Annotated in this window: 12 protein-coding genes; 5 read left to right on the forward strand and 7 right to left on the reverse strand. The window is 71.7% G+C overall.

Translation table 11 applies throughout. The annotated features are described in order from the left end of the window. The first annotated feature begins 203 nt into the window (after positions 1-203). A complete protein-coding gene (locus tag AB0F15_RS37895) occupies positions 204-1,187 on the forward strand; it encodes a LacI family DNA-binding transcriptional regulator (RefSeq protein ID WP_360281392.1) in 984 nt (327 codons plus the stop codon). Here the strand turns inward: AB0F15_RS37895 and AB0F15_RS37900 are convergent. Both AB0F15_RS37900 and argG read right to left on the reverse strand, forming a co-directional pair. Beyond that, positions 1,184-2,422 carry an FAD-binding protein gene (locus AB0F15_RS37900; protein WP_360281394.1) on the reverse strand — a complete coding sequence of 413 codons (1,239 nt, stop codon included), beginning with the start codon at positions 2,420-2,422 and terminating at the stop codon, positions 1,184-1,186. The genes AB0F15_RS37895 and AB0F15_RS37900 overlap by 4 nt on opposite strands. Positions 2,423-2,573: 151 nt before the next feature. Further along, positions 2,574-4,022, reverse strand: a complete 1,449-nt coding sequence (gene argG, locus AB0F15_RS37905; RefSeq protein WP_360281396.1) for an argininosuccinate synthase — start codon at positions 4,020-4,022, stop codon at positions 2,574-2,576. Between the two features lie 91 nt (positions 4,023-4,113). On the opposite strand from argG, the gene AB0F15_RS37910 reads away from it, so the two are divergent. Beyond that, entirely contained in the window at positions 4,114-4,992 is an 879-nt protein-coding gene (locus tag AB0F15_RS37910; protein ID WP_360281398.1) for an aminoglycoside phosphotransferase family protein, read from the forward strand. On the opposite strand, the gene AB0F15_RS37915 is transcribed toward AB0F15_RS37910, so the two are convergent. The 4 genes from AB0F15_RS37915 to AB0F15_RS37930 all read right to left on the reverse strand — a co-directional run bounded on the left by AB0F15_RS37915 (position 4,961) and on the right by AB0F15_RS37930 (position 10,197). Next, positions 4,961-6,067, reverse strand: a complete 1,107-nt coding sequence (locus tag AB0F15_RS37915; protein ID WP_360281400.1) for a hypothetical protein — start codon at positions 6,065-6,067, stop codon at positions 4,961-4,963. The two genes, AB0F15_RS37910 and AB0F15_RS37915, sit on opposite strands and share 32 nt — an antisense overlap. A gap of 67 nt (positions 6,068-6,134) precedes the next feature. Further along, positions 6,135-7,844 carry a glycerol-3-phosphate dehydrogenase gene (glpD, locus tag AB0F15_RS37920; RefSeq protein ID WP_360281402.1) on the reverse strand — a complete coding sequence of 570 codons (1,710 nt, stop codon included), beginning with the start codon at positions 7,842-7,844 and terminating at the stop codon, positions 6,135-6,137. A gap of 2 nt (positions 7,845-7,846) precedes the next feature. After that, a complete protein-coding gene (gene glpK, locus AB0F15_RS37925; RefSeq protein WP_360281404.1) occupies positions 7,847-9,361 on the reverse strand; it encodes a glycerol kinase GlpK in 1,515 nt (504 codons plus the stop codon). A 14-nt stretch (positions 9,362-9,375) separates the two neighbouring features. Beyond that, positions 9,376-10,197 (reverse strand): MIP/aquaporin family protein, encoded by an 822-nt coding sequence (locus AB0F15_RS37930; RefSeq protein WP_360281406.1) that lies wholly within the window; start codon positions 10,195-10,197, stop codon positions 9,376-9,378. A gap of 156 nt (positions 10,198-10,353) precedes the next feature. On the opposite strand from AB0F15_RS37930, the gene AB0F15_RS37935 reads away from it, so the two are divergent. After that, a complete protein-coding gene (locus AB0F15_RS37935) occupies positions 10,354-11,106 on the forward strand; it encodes an IclR family transcriptional regulator (protein ID WP_360281408.1) in 753 nt (250 codons plus the stop codon). A gap of 43 nt (positions 11,107-11,149) precedes the next feature. Continuing rightward, complete coding sequence (gene glpK, locus AB0F15_RS37940; RefSeq protein ID WP_360281410.1) at positions 11,150-13,099, forward strand: glycerol kinase GlpK; 1,950 nt, start codon at positions 11,150-11,152, stop codon at positions 13,097-13,099. A gap of 88 nt (positions 13,100-13,187) precedes the next feature. Here glpK (AB0F15_RS37940) and AB0F15_RS37945 read toward each other — a convergent pair whose 3' ends face one another. After that, on the reverse strand, positions 13,188-14,021 hold the full coding sequence (locus AB0F15_RS37945; RefSeq protein WP_360281412.1) for a substrate-binding domain-containing protein: 834 nt from the start codon (positions 14,019-14,021) through the stop codon (positions 13,188-13,190). Positions 14,022-14,270: 249 nt separating this feature from the next. On the opposite strand from AB0F15_RS37945, the gene AB0F15_RS37950 reads away from it, so the two are divergent. Continuing rightward, on the forward strand, positions 14,271-15,716 hold the full coding sequence (locus AB0F15_RS37950; protein ID WP_360281414.1) for a DUF1996 domain-containing protein: 1,446 nt from the start codon (positions 14,271-14,273) through the stop codon (positions 15,714-15,716). The last annotated feature ends 110 nt before the right edge of the window (positions 15,717-15,826 follow it).

Here is a 15,826-nt window from a genome sequence, read left to right on the forward strand (position 1 = left end):
CGCGACAAACGTGTCAACACGCGGGACGGCTTCGTCGAATTCGTCGAACCGACGATACGCCGAATGGCGGACGTGGTTTTGAGATAGCGCTTACTGGAATAGACCAGCTCCGGCTGCAAGTCGTGCCTGCCGGTTTGCAGGATTTGTTGACAACGCTCTCAGGCGTTTCCATGATGTTGCTCGGAGCCTGCCGAGGAGTTGCCGTGACCGTGACCATTCACGACGTCGCCCGCCGGGCCAACGTGTCGATCTCGACCGTGTCGCGGGCCTTCACGTCCCCCGACCTGGTCCGGCAGCAGACCCGCACCCGGGTGCTGGCCGCGGCGCACGAGCTGGGCTACCACGCGGCAGGCGCCCCGCAGCCGGGGCCCGCGGTCCGCACCGGGCACATCGGGATCGTGGTCTCGGACCTGGGCAACCCCTTCTTCACGGGCGTGCTCAACGGGGTCCAGGCCCGCGCGCGACAGGACGACATCGCGGTGTTGTTCGCCAACAGCGACGAGGACCCGGCGACCGAGCAGAACCTCGTCCGCCGGATGGCCAAGCAGGTCGACGGCGTCGTGCTGTGCAGCCCGAGCATGACCGACGACCAGCTGCGCGTGCTCGCCGCGCAGACGACCCTGGTGCTGCTCAACCGCGAGGTGCCGGGGATCCCGTCGATCGTGATGGACGCCGCGGACGGGATGCGGCAGGCGATCGAGCACCTCGCGGCGCTGGGCCACCGCCGCTGCGCCTACCTGGGCGGGCCCCGGGCGTCGTGGGCGAACCACGCCCGCAAGCAGGGCCTGGCGGAGACCGCGCAGCGGTACGGCACGGACGTCGTCGAGTTCGGCCCGTTCCCCCCGGTGTTCGAGGGCGGCCTGCAGGGTGCGGACCTGGCGCTGGCGGCGGACGTGACGGCGATCGTCGCCTACAACGACCTCGTCGCCTTCGGCGCGCTGGCGCGGCTCAACGCCCGCGGCGTGCCGGTACCGGACGAGATCAGCCTCGTGGGCTTCGACGACCTGGTCTTCGCCGCGATCTCCGCACCCCCGCTGACGACGATCGCGATGCCGACGGAAGCGGCAGGCCGCGCGGCGGTCACGATCCTGCTGGGCCTGCTCGACGGCGAGGCCGACGAGCACACGACGCAGGTGCTGGACACCCACCTCATCGTCCGCGCGACCACGGCCCCGCCGGCGGGCTAGCCGCCGAAGACGTGGCGGCGCAGGAAGGGGTTGCGGAACTTCCCTTGCGGGTCAAGGCTTTCCGCCAATGAACGGAAGGCGGCGAGCCGCGGGTAGTTCTCCGGGACGGCGTGGAACAGCTTGCCCCAGTGCGGGCGCGCGCCGAACGGGGCCAGGCGCTCCTCGAGCACCGGCAGCACCGCCTCGACGTCCGCCTGCCGCGGCTGCCACGTGAAGTGCAGGGCCACCCGGTCGCCGCCGTGGCAGGGGCTCAGCCACAGGTCGTCACCCGCGATCGCGCGGATTTCGGAGACCAGCAGCAGCGGCGCGACGAGGTCGCCGATCTCGCGGATCGCTCGCACCGCGTCGGCGGCCGCGCTGTAGGGCACGAAGTACTCCGACTGCAGTTCGTCCCCCACACTCGGGGTGAACGCGAGCGCGAAGTGCGGGAGCCGTTCGTGCCACGGGCCCCGGATCCCCCGCTGGGGCGTGCAGTTGTCCGCCGCGATGCCGGCGGCGTGCGCCGGGTGCCGCGGTCCGTCGGCGGGGACCGCGCCGAACAGCTCGGCGCGGTCGGTGAAATCGTCCACGCGGCTCTTCACCCAGACCTGGTCGATCGCGTCGTTCACCCAGTTCGTGAACATGCTGACGCTGTAGCCGGCGTCCTCGATCTCGTCGAAGTGCCGGTACGCCGCGTCCCACGGCAGCGCGTCGAAGACGTCCTGGCGGATGTCGAACGCGGGCACCACGTCGAGGGTCAGCCGGGTGACCACCCCGACCGCGCCCAGCCCGACGACCAGGCCGGGGAACGCGTCGTCGGCGCGGGTGAACGTCCGCAGCTCGCCGTCCGCGGTGACCAGTTCCACCGCCGAAACGGCCGCGGCGAGGCCCGGCTGCCGCCGTCCGGAGCCGTGGGTGCCGGTCGCGACGCTGCCCGCCACGGTGATGTGCGGCAGCGAGGCGAGGTTGGGCAGCGCGAACCCGGCGGCGTGCAGCTCCTGCGCGAAGTCGCCGTAGCGGGCCGACCCGCCGACGGTCACGGTGCCGTCGCCGATCTCGGCTCCGGCGTCGAGCGCGCGCAGGTCCAGCAGGACCCCGCCCGGGGAGTCCGCGATGTCGTTGAAGCAGTGGCGGCTGCCGAGGGCTTTGACGTGTGTCGCGGCTGCGACCGCTTCCTGCACCTCGCCGACCGTCCGCGGGGCCGTCACCGCGTCCGCGCCGTAGGTGTGGTTCCCGGCCCAGTTCGACTCGCCCACCCGTTGTGTCCTTCCGCCGTACGAGATCCCCGCTTCGACCCTACGTCAGCCGCGGCGGGGCTCAGCGGGCCGGGATGATCGCCCGGCGGCGGCCGCCGAGTGCGCACGCCGAAGGCCACCACGGCACCCGTGGTGGCCTCCGGCACCGCCGTCAGTCCGTGCCGAACTCCATCGCGGCGCTGTCGAGCAGCTCGTCGTTGCCCGCCCGGCCGCGCGAGGCGATCGCTTCGGCGCCGCCCTCCGGCATCGCGCCGATCAGGCCGGTCGAGGCGGCCTGGGCGGCGCCGATCAGCTTCGGGTGCGAGCCGCCGCCGACCATGCCGAGGCTCGCGTACTGCTCGAGCTTCGCCCGCGAGTCCGCGATGTCGAGGTTCCGCATGGTCAGCTGGCCGATCCGGTCGACCGGGCCGAACGCCGAGTCCTCGGTGCGCTCCATGGACAGCTTGTCCGGGTGGTAGCTGAACGCCGGGCCCGTGGTGTCCACGATCGAGTAGTCCTCGCCGCGGCGCAGCCGCAGGGTGACCTCGCCGGTGATCGCCATGCCGACCCAGCGCTGCAGCGACTCGCGCAGCATCATCGCCTGCGGGTCCAGCCAGCGGCCTTCGTACATCAGGCGGCCGAGCTGCCGTCCGTGGTTGTGGTAGCTGGCGAGGGTGTCCTCGTTGTGGATGGCGTTGACCAGCCGCTCGTAGGCGGCGTGCAGCAGCGCCATGCCGGGTGCCTCGTAGATGCCGCGGCTCTTGGCCTCGATGATCCGGTTCTCGATCTGGTCGGACATGCCCAGCCCGTGCCGGCCGCCGATGGCGTTGGCTTCCAGGACCAGGTCGACGGCGGTGGCGAACTCCTTGCCGTTGAGCGTCACCGGACGGCCCTGCTCGAAGCCGACCGTGACGTCCTCGGGGGCGATCTCGACGTCGGGGTCCCAGAACGCCACGCCCATGATCGGCTTGACGATCTCGAGGCCGGTGTCGAGGTGCTCCAGCGACTTGGCCTCGTGGGTGGCGCCCCAGATGTTGGCGTCGGTCGAGTAGGCCTTCTCGGTGCTGTCCCGGTACGGCAGGTCGTGGGCGACCAGCCACTCCGACATCTCCTTGCGGCCGCCGAGCTCGGTGACGAAGTCGGCGTCGAGCCACGGCTTGTAGATCCGCAGCGACGGGTTGGCCAGCAGTCCGTAGCGGTAGAACCGCTCGATGTCGTTGCCCTTGAAGGTGGAGCCGTCGCCCCAGATCTGGACGTCGTCCTCGAGCATGGCGCGCACCAGCAGCGTGCCGGTGACCGCGCGGCCCAGCGGAGTGGTGTTGAAGTAGCTGCGGCCGCCGGACCGGATGTGGAAGGCCCCGCAGGTCAGCGCGGCGAGCCCCTCCTCCACCAGTGCTTCCCGGCAGTCGACCAGCCGCGCGACCTCGGCACCGTACGCCGTGGCCCGGCCGGGCACCGACGCGATGTCGGGCTCGTCGTACTGGCCGATGTCGGCGGTGTAGGTGCAGGGGACCGCGCCTTTGTCGCGCATCCACGCGACCGCTACGGAAGTGTCGAGGCCACCGGAGAAGGCGATACCGACACGCTCGCCGACGGGCAGGGAAGTGAGCACCTTGGACATGCGAATGATTATGCACGGCCATGCATCGTCGTGCAATCCGGGGTGCTCGCGCTCACCGTAAAGACGTTGACGCCGGTGGTTCGGTGGTCGCATGGGCCGGATGCACGCCGACGAGCACGCCATCGACGCCGCCCTGGTCCGGCGGCTGGTGCGCGGGCAGTTCCCGCGATGGGCGGACCGGCCGGTCACGCCCCTGGCCTCCGGCGGCACGGTCAACGCCGTGTACCGCCTCGGGGACGACCTGACGGTCCGGCTCCCGCTGACGGCCGGTGGCGCCGGGGACGTCGCCGAGGAAGCCCGGGTCCTCACCGCGCTCGAAGGGCTGCCGGTGGCGGTCCCGGTCGTCGCCGCGCTGGGCCAACCCGCCGAGGGCTACCCCTGGCCGTGGGCGGTGCACCACTGGCTCGGCGGCGAACCGGCGGTCGAAGGCGACCCGGCGCCGGCCCGCGACCTCGCGGAGTTCGTCACGGCGCTGCGGGCGAACCCGGCGGATGGGCCGGCGGCCTCTCGCGGGAGGCCCCTCGACGTCCTCGACGACGCGACCCGGCACGCGGTCGAGGAGCTGCGCGCCACCGACGAGCCGTTCGACGCGGAGACGGCCCTCGCCATCTGGGCCGAAGCGCTCGACGCTCCCCCGTGGACAGGTCCGCCGACGTGGCTGCACGGCGACCTGATGCCGAGCAACCTGCTCCTGCGCGACGGCCGCCTGGCCGGGGTGCTCGACTGGGCCACGGCCGGGCTCGGCGACCCGGCGGCCGACCTCGTCCCCGCGTGGAACCTGCTGCCCGCGCCCGCGCGCCAGGTCTTCCGCGACGCCGTCGGCGCCGATGACGCGACCTGGGCACGGGGCCGCGGCCGGGCGTTGGCGATGGCCGTCATCCAGTTGCCGTACTACCGGTACACGAACCCGGTCATCTCGGCCAACGCCCGGCACGTGCTCACCGAGCTCGGCTGCCGACCGGTTCCGTGAGCTTCCACAGCACGGCGTGCGAGTTGCCGCTGGGCACGGAACACGACCCGGTGACGGCCCAGTCGGTCACGCCGTACCCGTGGCAGGCCGCGTCTTCCACGGGTGGCAGGGGCAGCACCGAGAGCCGGCCGGTGGCGTCCCAGACGACGGGCGTCCGCCAGTCGAGTTCCCCGAGCGCGACGCCCGTCCGGCTGACGGCCGTGAACCGGCTGGCCGCCCCGTCCGGGGTCGGGAGCACGGTGAGCCCGCCCGCCGGGTCCCAGCGCGCCACCCTGGTGGCGCCGCCCTTGGCGCTCACCTCGCCGAAGACCGTCCCGTCGGCGGTGATCGCCAGTGCCTCGCTGGACTCCCACGTCGTGTCGAGCACCGTGAGGTGGCCCGCCGAGTCCCACTTCGCGGCGTGGAAGCCGGACGCGCCGACCGCCGTACCCGCGTCGTCGAGGTCGTTCAGCACGCTCGCGCCGGTCATCTCGACGAGGTTGCCTGCCGGGTCCCAGTAGCGCGGGGTGCCGGAGTTCCAGCCGACCACCGCACCCGCTTCGTTCATCGCCCGGACCCGGCCCAGGCCGAGCTCGGTGACCCTGCCCTCGGCGTCCCACCGCACCGCCGAGTCCGGCCCGGGCGCGCCGTACGCGTTCCCGGCGACCATGCCGCGTTCGTTGATCGCGACCGGTTCGGACCACGCGTAGCCGGGGAACCAGGTCGGCTGCTCCAGCTCCACCGGCACGCCGGAAGCGTCCCAGCGCGTGGCCCGCCCGGTCAGCACGTGGTTCGAGGAGTCCCCGACCGCCACCCCGGCTTCGTTGATCGCGACGGCCTTGACGGTGTCATAGCCGTCCAGTGGCCGCAGCTCGGAGATCCGGCCGGCCGCGTCCCACCGGGCCCCGTGCACATCGAACGCCTTGTCGTAGGCCTCGCCGAACACGACCCCGTGGTTCGTCACCCGCAGTCCGTAGCTGGTGAGCCCGCCGGGCAGGGTGCCGAGGTCCACCGGCCCCGTCACCTCGTCCGCACTCGCCGGGACCGCGGCGAGCACCGTCACCGCCGCCGCCAGCGCGAAAACACCTCTGAACATCCCCCTGCTCCTCCCTGTCCAGGTCGGTTACGGGGGGGTTCACGCGCGGCGGCGGCGATCGGTTGAGTCAGCTCGGCAGCAGCGCCGGGGCCGCGAGGCGGGTGGCGTTCGCGGCCGCGTCGTCGGGAGCCTCCTGCGCCGAGCGCTCCGCCTCGACCCGCGCGAGGTAGTTCGCCACCTCGCGCTGCTGCTTGTGCTCGTCCCAGCCCAGCAGCGGGGCCATCAGCGCGGCGACCACCGGCGCCGCCGCGACGCCGCGATCGCGCTCCTCGATCGAGATGCGCGTCCGCCGGGTGAGCACGTCCTCCAGGTGCAGCGCACCCTCGTGGGAGACCGCGTAGACGGCTTCCACGCGGAGGTACTCCGAGGTGTCCGTGATCGGCGAACCCAGGTCCGGCCGCTCCTCGATCAGCTCGGCCAGGTTCCAGATCCGCGTGCCGTACCGCTGCAGGAGGTGCTCGACGCGCGGCAGCGGCAACCCGGTCCGCGAAGCGACCGAAAAGCGGTCGTCCCAGAGCTCGTGGTAGCCCTCGGCGCCGGCGATCGGGAGCCGGTCGGTCCACGACGGCGGGGCCGGGCGGCCGAGCTCCTCGACCACGACGTCGACCGCGTCCGCGGCCATCACCCGGTACGTCGTGTACTTGCCGCCGGCCACGATGACCAGGCCCGGCACCGGGTGCGCGACCGCGTGCTCCCGCGACAGCTTCGTCGTCGCGGCCGCCTTCGCTGCCAGCAGCGGCCGGAGACCGGCGTAGACGCCCTCGATGTCGTCGTGCGTCACCGGGGTGCGCAGGACGGCGTTGAGGTGCTCGAGCACGTAGTCGACGTCCGCGCGGCTCGCCGCCGGGTGCTCGCGGTCGAGGTCCCACTCGGTGTCGGTGGTCCCGACGATCCAGTGCCGTCCCCACGGGATGACGAACAGCACGCTCTTCTCGGTGCGCAGGATCAGCCCGGTGTCGAGGTCGATCTTCTCCCGCGGCACCACCAGGTGGATGCCCTTCGACGCCCGGACGGTGAACGGCGCGGGGATCCCGGCCGCCTCCGCCATGTCGTCGCTCCACACGCCGGTGGCCGCCACCACCGTGCGGGCGCGGATCTCGAACTCGACCCCGCTCTCGAGGTCCACGACCTTCGCGCCGACGACCCGCTCGCCGTCGCGAAGCAGCGAAGTGACGCGAGTCCGGGTCAGCACCGAAGCGCCCTGCTCGGCGGCCGTCCGCGCGATCGTCATCGTGTGGCGGGCGTCGTCGACCTGGGCGTCGTAGTACTGGATCGCCCCGATCAGGGCGTCGTCCGCGAGCGCCGGGGCCACCTTGAAGGCGCCTCGCTTGGACAGGTGCCGGTGCCTCGGCAGCGCTCGGGCGCCGCCGAGGGTGTCGTACAGCGTGACGCCGGCGCCGATGTAGCCGCGCTCCCACACCCGGTGCTGCAGCGGGACCAGGAACTTGACCGGCCGCACCAGGTGCGGGGCCAGCTTCTGCAGCAGCAGCCCGCGTTCCTTGAGCGCTTCGCGCACCAGCTTGAAGTCCAGCTGCTCCAGGTAGCGCAGACCGCCGTGGATCAGCTTGGACGAGCGGCTGGACGTGCCGGCGGCGAAGTCGCGGGCCTCGACCAGCGCGGTCGACAGCCCGCGCGAAGCGGCGTCGAGCGCGATCCCGGCGCCGGTCACTCCCCCGCCGACGACCAGCACGTCGACCTCGTCGGTCACGAGCTTGCGCAGGGCGTCCGCGCGGTACTGCGGGGACAACGGCACGGTTTTCACGGAACTCCTCCTCATGGTCACTGCACGTCGACCCAGTCGAGGGTCCGGCCGACGGCCTTCTGCCAGCCCGCGTAGCCCTCGGCGCGCTGCTCGTCGGTCCACGACGGCGTCCAGCGCTTGTCCTCGTTCCAGTTCTGCTCCAGCTCGTCGGCCGACTTCCAGAAGCCGACGGCCAGCCCGGCCGCGTAGGCGGCCCCGAGCGCGGTGGTCTCGGCGACGACCGGCTTCGACACCGGCACGCCGAGGATGTCCGCCTGCAGCTGCATGCACAGCTCGTTGGCGGTGACGCCGCCGTCCACGCGCAGCACGTCGAGGGTGACACCGGAGTCGTTCTGCATCGCCTCGACGACGTCGCGGGTCTGGTAGCAGATCGCCTCCAGGGTCGCCCGCGCCAGGTGCGCGTTGGTCGTGGCGCGGGTGAGCCCGACGATCGCGCCGCGGGCGTCCGACCGCCAGTACGGCGCGAACAGGCCGGAGAACGCCGGGACGAAGTAGACGCCGCCGTTGTCCTCGACCTGGCGGGCCAGGCTTTCGCTCTGGGACGCGCCGCTGATGATGCCCAGCTGGTCGCGCAGCCACTGCACCGCGGAACCGGTGACCGCGATCGAGCCTTCCAGCGCGTAGACCGGCTTGTCGTCGCCGAACTGGTAGCACAGGGTCGTGAGCAGGCCGTGCTTCGAGCGGACGAGCTCCTGGCCGGTGTTGAGCAGCAGGAAGTTGCCGGTGCCGTAGGTGTTCTTGGCCTCGCCGGGCCGGAAGCAGACCTGCCCGACGGTGGCGGCCTGCTGGTCGCCGAGGACGCCGGTGATAGCGACCTCGCCGCCGAGCGGGCCGTCCGCGCGGGTGGTGCCGAAACCCGGGTTCGACGACGGCCGGATGGCCGGGAGCATCTGCCGCGGGACCTTGAAGAACGACAGCAGCTCGTCGTCCCAGTCCAGCGTCTCGAGGTCCATCAGCATGGTGCGCGAGGCGTTGGTCGGGTCGGTGACGTGGACGCCGCCGTCCGGGCCGCCGGTGAGGTTCCAGATGAGCCACGAGTCGGTGGTGCCGAAGAGGGCGTCGCCCTTCTCGGCGTCCTCGCGCACGCCGTCGACGTTCTCGAGGATCCACTGCAGCTTGCCGCCGGAAAAGTACGTCGCGGGCGGGAGGCCGGCCTTGCGGCGGATGACGTCGCCCTTGCCCTCGCGCTCGAGCGCGGAGGCGATCCGGTCGGTGCGGGTGTCCTGCCAGACGATCGCGTTGCCGTACGGGCGCCCGGTCCGGCGGTTCCACACGACGGTGGTCTCGCGCTGGTTCGTGATGCCGAGCGCGGCGAGGTCACCGGCGGCGAGGCCGGCCTTGTTGAGCGCGGTCGAGATCACCGAGCGGGTGCGTTCCCAGATCTCGGTGGCGTCGTGCTCGACCCAGCCGGGCTTCGGCAGGATCTGCTCGTGCTCGAGCTGGTGGCGGGCGATCTCGTTGCCGCCGTGGTCGAAGATCATGAAGCGGGTGCTGGTCGTGCCCTGGTCCACGGCACCGACGAAGTCCGGCATGGTCGTGCTCCTACTCAGTTGGCGGGCTCGAAGTCCTTGGCGGGCATGGCGTCCAGCGGGTCACCGGCGGGCAGGTGCCGCTCGATCAGGTACTTGTAGATCGCGCCGCCGATGACCGCGCCGAGGACCGGCGCCACGATCGGGATCCACCAGTAGGGGAAGCCGTACTGGTCGGTGAACGCCGTGTCGTAGCCGGTCAGCCAGGACGCGAGCCGCGGGCCGAAGTCGCGGGCGGGGTTGATCGCGTAGCCGGCGTTCGTGCCCCAGGCCATGCCGATCGCGACGACCAGGAAGCCGACGACGACCGGGGCGAGGTTCGCGCCGGGCGAGGTGTTGCGCAGGTCGGTGATGGCGAAGATCACCAGGACGAGGATCGCGGTGCCGATGATCTGGTCGCGGAAGGCACCCCAGTCACCCACCGGAAGCGAGCCGTTACCCGGCAGGGTGGAGAACACGCCCTGCGTCTTGATCGTCAGGCCCGGGTCCTTGGCGTTGAGGACCTCGGTGTAGTTCCAGCGCACCAGCAGAGCGGCGAGGAACGCGCCGGCGGTCTGGGCCAGGGCGTAGGGGGCGACCTTGCGCCATTCGAAGCCCTTGAACACCGCCAGGGCGATGGTCACGGCCGGGTTCAGGTGCGCGCCACTGATCCGCGAAGCGACGTAAACACCCAGCGTGACGCCGAGGCCCCAGGCCCAGGCGATGCTGTCGTGGTCCCCGATGCCCGCGGCGACGACCTGCGCCACCACCCCGCACCCGAACAGGATGAGGATCATCGTTCCCACGAACTCGGCGGCCATCTCGCCGACGAGCCCGCGGGCCTTGAGGCTTCGCACCATTGCTTTCCTCCACATAGGACCGTTTCCCCCCTGCTGGTGGCTGAAAGTTAAGTTCACGTGTCGGGCCGGTCAACGGACGGCGGTCGGCATTGTCGAACGCCCGATGTGGATGTTCGACATTGTCGAATCGGGGCCGGTCGGGTTAGGGTCCCCGGCGTGCCGGGTCCGATCCAGTCCATCGAGCGCGCCGCCGCGATCCTGCGGTTGCTGGCGCGCGGCTCCGGCCGGCTGGGCGTCGGGGAGATCGCCGAGTCCCTCGAACTGGCGAAGGGCACCGCGCACGGGATCCTGCGCACGCTGCAGGGCGTCGGGTTCGTCGAGCAGGACCGCGACAGCGGCAAGTACCAGCTCGGCGCGGCACTGCTGCACCTGGGCACCAGCTACCTCGACGTCAACGAGCTGCGGTCGCGGGCCATCAACTGGGCCGACGCCCTGGCCTCGCGCAGCGGCGAAGCGGTCCGGATCGGCGCGCCCCTGGAGGGCCGGGTGCTGGTCGTGCACCACGTGTTCCGGCCGGACGACAGCCTCCAGTCCCTCGACGTCGGCACGCTGCTGCCGCTGCACGCGACCGCGCTCGGCAAGGTCCTGCTGGCCTACGACACGACGCTGAAGGCGGCCCCGGAGCCGTACACGCGCCGCACCCTGGTCACCCAGACGGCGATCAAGCGAGCGTGTGCGAAGGTACGGGAGGCGGGCTGGGCGGTGGAGAACGGCGAGATGATCTCCGGCGAAGCCGGGATCGCGGCCCCGATCCGCGGCCACGGCGGCATCGTGGTGGGCGCGATCGGCGTGTCCGGCGCGGTCGAGCGGATCTGCGAGCCCGACGGCGGCCCGAGCCCGCGGCTGCTGAGCCACGTCCGCGACGCGGCCCGCGCGGTCTCCCGGGACCTGGGCGCGTCCCGGTGGTGACGGAGGTGCGGGTACCCGCCCCGACAGCTGTGGAGGTGAGTCCGTGGTCCAGCGGTACGTGATGTCCATCGACCAGGGCACCACCTCCACCCGGTGCATCCTGTTCGACGCCCGCGGCCGGCTCGTCTCCGTCGTGCAGCGGGAGCACCAGCAGCACTTCCCGCGGCCCGGCTGGGTCGAGCACGACGCGACCGAGATCTGGCGCAACGTGTCCCGGATCGTGCCGCAGGCGCTGGCCGACGCCGGGGCCACCGCCGAGCAGGTCGTCGGCCTCGGGATCGCCAACCAGCGCGAGACCACCGTGCTGTGGGACCGGCGCACCGGCAACCCCGTCGGCCGGGCGATCGTCTGGCAGGACACCCGGACCGACGCCATGCTCGAACAGCTCGCCCGCGAACCCGGCGCCGACCGCGTCCGGCAGCTGTGCGGCCTGCCGCTGGCGACGTACTTCTCCGCGCCCCGCATCCGCTGGCTGCTCGAGCGCACGCCGGGCCTGCGCGAGCGCGCCGAACGCGGCGACGTCCTCTTCGGCACCATCGAGAGCTGGCTGATCTGGAACCTCACCGGCGGCGCCGAGGGCGGCGTGCACGTCACCGACGTCACCAACGCCTCGCGCACCATGCTGATGAACCTGCGCACGCTCTCCTGGGACGACGAGCTGCTGGACTTCTTCGACGTCCCGCGCGCGATGCTGCCGGAGATCCGGTCGTCGACGGAGGTCTACGGCACCACTTCGCGCGTGGTCCCCGGCATCCGGATCGCCGCGGCGCTGGGCGACCAGCAGGCGGCGCTGTTCGGCCAAACCTGCTTCGCGCCCGGCGAGGCGAAGTGCACGTACGGCACCGGCAGCTTCCTGCTGCTCAACACCGGCCCGACGCCGGTGCTGTCCACCCACGGCATGCTCACCACGGTCGGCTTCAAGATCGGCGACGAGCCCGCGGTGTACGCGCTGGAAGGGTCCATCGCGGTCACCGGGTCGCTGGTGCAGTGGTTCCGCGACGGCCTGGAGCTGATCGGCAGCGCCCCCGAGATCGAAACCCTGGCGCGCACGGTCGAGGACAACGGCGGCTGCTACATCGTGCCCGCGTTCTCCGGGTTGTTCGCGCCGCACTGGCACAGCGAGGCGCGCGGCGTGATCGCCGGGCTGACGTCGTACATCACGAAGGGTCACCTGGCGCGCGCGGTGCTGGAGGCGACCGGCTGGCAGACCCGCGAGGTCGTCGACGCGATGAACGCCGACTCCGGGCTGGCGCTCACGACGCTGAAGGTCGACGGCGGCATGACGGCCGACAACCTGCTGATGCAGTGCATCGCGGACGTCCTCGACGTGCCGGTGGTGCGCCCGATGGTGGCGGAGACGGTGTCGCTCGGCGCGGCCTACGCGGCGGGCCTGTCGGTCGGGTACTGGCCGGACCTGGAGGGGCTGCGGCGCAACTGGCACCGGGCCGGGCAGTGGCTGCCGGCGATGGACCCGGCCCGCCGCGACTCCGAGTACGCGCACTGGCGTCAGGCGGTGGAGCTGACGTTCGGCTGGATGCGCCCGGCCCCGGCCGCGGCCGCGCCGGGCTCGGACCTGGTCGAGGTGCTGCTGGCCGACCACCGCCGGTTCGAACAGCTGCTGCGCGACCTGCGCAACACCGAAGCCGACCGCCCGGCCCTGGTGGCGGAGCTGTCGTCCCTGCTGGTCGCCCACGCGACGGCGACCGAGCGGATCGTCCGCCCGGCCGACCCTGGCGGCACGTTCGCCGAAGACCTCCTCGCGGTCCTGGACGGCAACGACTTCGAAAAGGCGTTGCTGCGCTTGGAGAACGTCGTGGACGCCCACGTCCGCGGCGAGGAACGCGGACTGCTGAACGAACTGCGCCGGACGACGTCCACTTCGGACCGGACCGGCCTCGGCCGGGCGTTCGTCGCGGAGCGCCGCCGCCAGCTGGACCTGGACTGCGGGAACGCCGCCCACGTCCGCGAACTCGGCGACCGCCTGAAGCTCTAGCCGGACGGCCGCGCCGCCGGAGCGGGCTCGGTGCGCGTGCCCCGCCGTCCTTCTCCGCCCTGCGCAACCGCCGTGCCCCTTCCGAACCCTAAGCGCCCCGGAGGCAGCGGCTGCTCTCCCGCACCACCAGCTCGGCCTCGACCGTTCCCCACGCCGGGGCCGCCACCCCGTCGATGCGGGCCGCGAGGGCGGCCAGCGTCTGGCGGCCCGCCGCGACGAAGTCCTGGCGGATCGTCGTCAACGGCGGTGCGAAGTAGGCGGCCTCGGGGACGTCGTCGAAGCCGACCACGTGGGCGTCGCGCGGGACGCGCATGCCCGCTTCCGCGAACGCCGCGAGCAGGCCGAGGGCCATGTGGTCGTTGGCCGAAAACACCGCGCCCACGCCGGATTCGACGGCCAGGGACTGGCCGGCGCGGAAGCCGGAGCGGGCGGACCAGTCGCCGCGGACCACCGGGGGGATCTCCGCTCCGTGGCGTTCGAGGGTTTCGCGCCAGCCGCGCTCGCGGGCGCGCGCCGCCGGGCCTTCTTCCGGGCCGCCGAGGTGCCAGACCGTCGGGTGGCCGAGTTCCAGGAGGTGCTCGGTGGCCCGGCGCGCTCCCGCGTACTGGTCGGTGGACGCCGCGGGCACGAGGGGGATCTCCGCGACCGGGGCCAGCTCGGCCAGGAGCTGCCCGTCGAGCACGACGATCCCGGCCACCCCCTGCAGCTGCAGGCCGGCCACCGCGGCCGGCACCGCCGCTCCGCCGTGCCCGGACACGCTGAAGACGTTCAGCGAGTATTCCTGTTCGCGGGCGGCGGCGCGGAGTCCGTGCAGGGTCGGGCCCGATGCGGACGAGCCGGTCGCGATCACCCCGAGCGTGCCCCGCCGCTGGAGGGGCCGCGCGCGAAGCGGGCCGTCGGGACTTACGTCGTCCACGGGCATGGAGTGATGTTAGCGATCACATAGCCAGACGCGAACTTTGTTCACTTTCCATAAATAACGAAACGGTAACGGCGGGATCGCGGCTTGAACCGTCCCCGGCGCGCAGCCGTTCCCCCCAATGCCGGAACCAGTGACACCGGGCGGGTCCCCCGATACCCGTGACCCGGTGCCGCTCCCCGGGTTCCGCGCGTCTCCAGCCCGGGTACGCAGCTGCACTTCGGCGTGCCCGGAAAACCGAACGAGGTGAACATGGCCCGGAATACTTCCCGCACCCCCGCCACGGGCAGACATCGCATCACCCGCCGCACGAAGATCGCGACCGGCGCACTCGCCCTCGCGATCGCGGTCGGTGGCATCGTGGTCGCGACCACCGCCGGCCGGACCGGCGAAGCCAGCGCCGACGAAGCCGACCCGTCGTTCTTCCTCGACATCGCGAAGGTCCCCTCGGGTGTCAACGTGAACAAGGCGCTGCAGCAGAAGGGCGCGCGCGGCACGTTCACGGTGGACTGCGGCCGCAACGAAAACCAGCACTTCAACCCCGACAACTTCATCGCGCAGCCGGGGATCAAGAACGGTGCCCAGCACCTGCACGACTACGTCGGCAACCTCTCCACCAACTCCGACTCCAACAACAAGAGCCTCGTCAAGGCCGGCACCACCTGCAAGAACGGCGACAAGTCCGCCTACTTCTGGCCCGTCGTCCGCATCGACACCGGCGACGCCGAGAAGAACCCGCCCGCCACGCAGCCCGACCGCGCCGGCAGCGCCAAGGACAAGGCGAGCACCCAGGTCGACTGCCCCGACGTCGCGAGCAAGCTGCCCGACGTCCCGGACCAGGCCATGGACGAGGTGAACCGCAACCTCGACCTGCTCGACAAGCAGATCGACGAGGCCAACAAGCGGATCGCCAACGGTGACCTGAAGACCCCGCAGGACGTCCAGAACGCCGTCGTCGGGCCGCTCAAGGACAAGCGGGCCTCGACCATCGACCGGATCGCCATCGCGATCGGCCGCCGGGCCGCGAAGCCGACCAACCTCGGCGGCCTCGCGCAGTGCGCGCTCAAGCAGAACGGCAAGGGCGGCATCGACAACGGCGGCCAGAACAGCAACGGCCAGCCGGCGGAACTGCCCGGCGTCAACGGCAAGAACGAGGTCGGCGACAACGACGGCGAGATCCAGCGCGTCCAGTCGGCGACGATCACGTTCACCAGCGGCGGCGCCGCCAAGGTCGTCGCGATGCCGCAGTTCCTCCGCATCCTCTACGGCGACGCCAAGCAGAGCACCAACGGCCCGGCCAACGCCCGGCCCAGCTGGACCTGCACCGGCTTCGAGGACCGGCTCACCGACCACTACCCGATCTGCCCGGCGAACAGCAAGGTCGAGCGCATCCACGCCTTCCCGAACTGCTGGGACGGCAAGAACATCGACAGCACCAACCACCGCACGCACATCGTGTTCGCCGACCAGCAGGGCAAGTGCCCGCAGGGCTTCAAGAACGTCCCGCAGCTGGTGATCAAGCTGGTCTACAACATCCCGCACGACATCCAGGTCAAGGGCCAGTACAAGGTGGACGCCTTCGCCCAGGAGAAGCACAACCCCCGCTCGGACCACGACGACTTCGCCAACGTCATGGGCCAGCGCCTGATGAACCAGGTCGTCAACTGCATCAACACCGGCAAGCGCTGCAACCAGTGATCCGGCGTTCGTGAGTGGTAATGCGGGTTCTAACCCTGTACATCGCCCAGCGTTCGGCGTTGTTCGCCGAGGGCGTGGCGGGCGGGTACCTGCTCCGGAAACCGGGCGGC

Source organism: Amycolatopsis sp. NPDC026612 (genome assembly GCF_040638285.1).
Taxonomy (GTDB): Bacteria; Actinomycetota; Actinomycetes; order Mycobacteriales; family Pseudonocardiaceae; genus Amycolatopsis.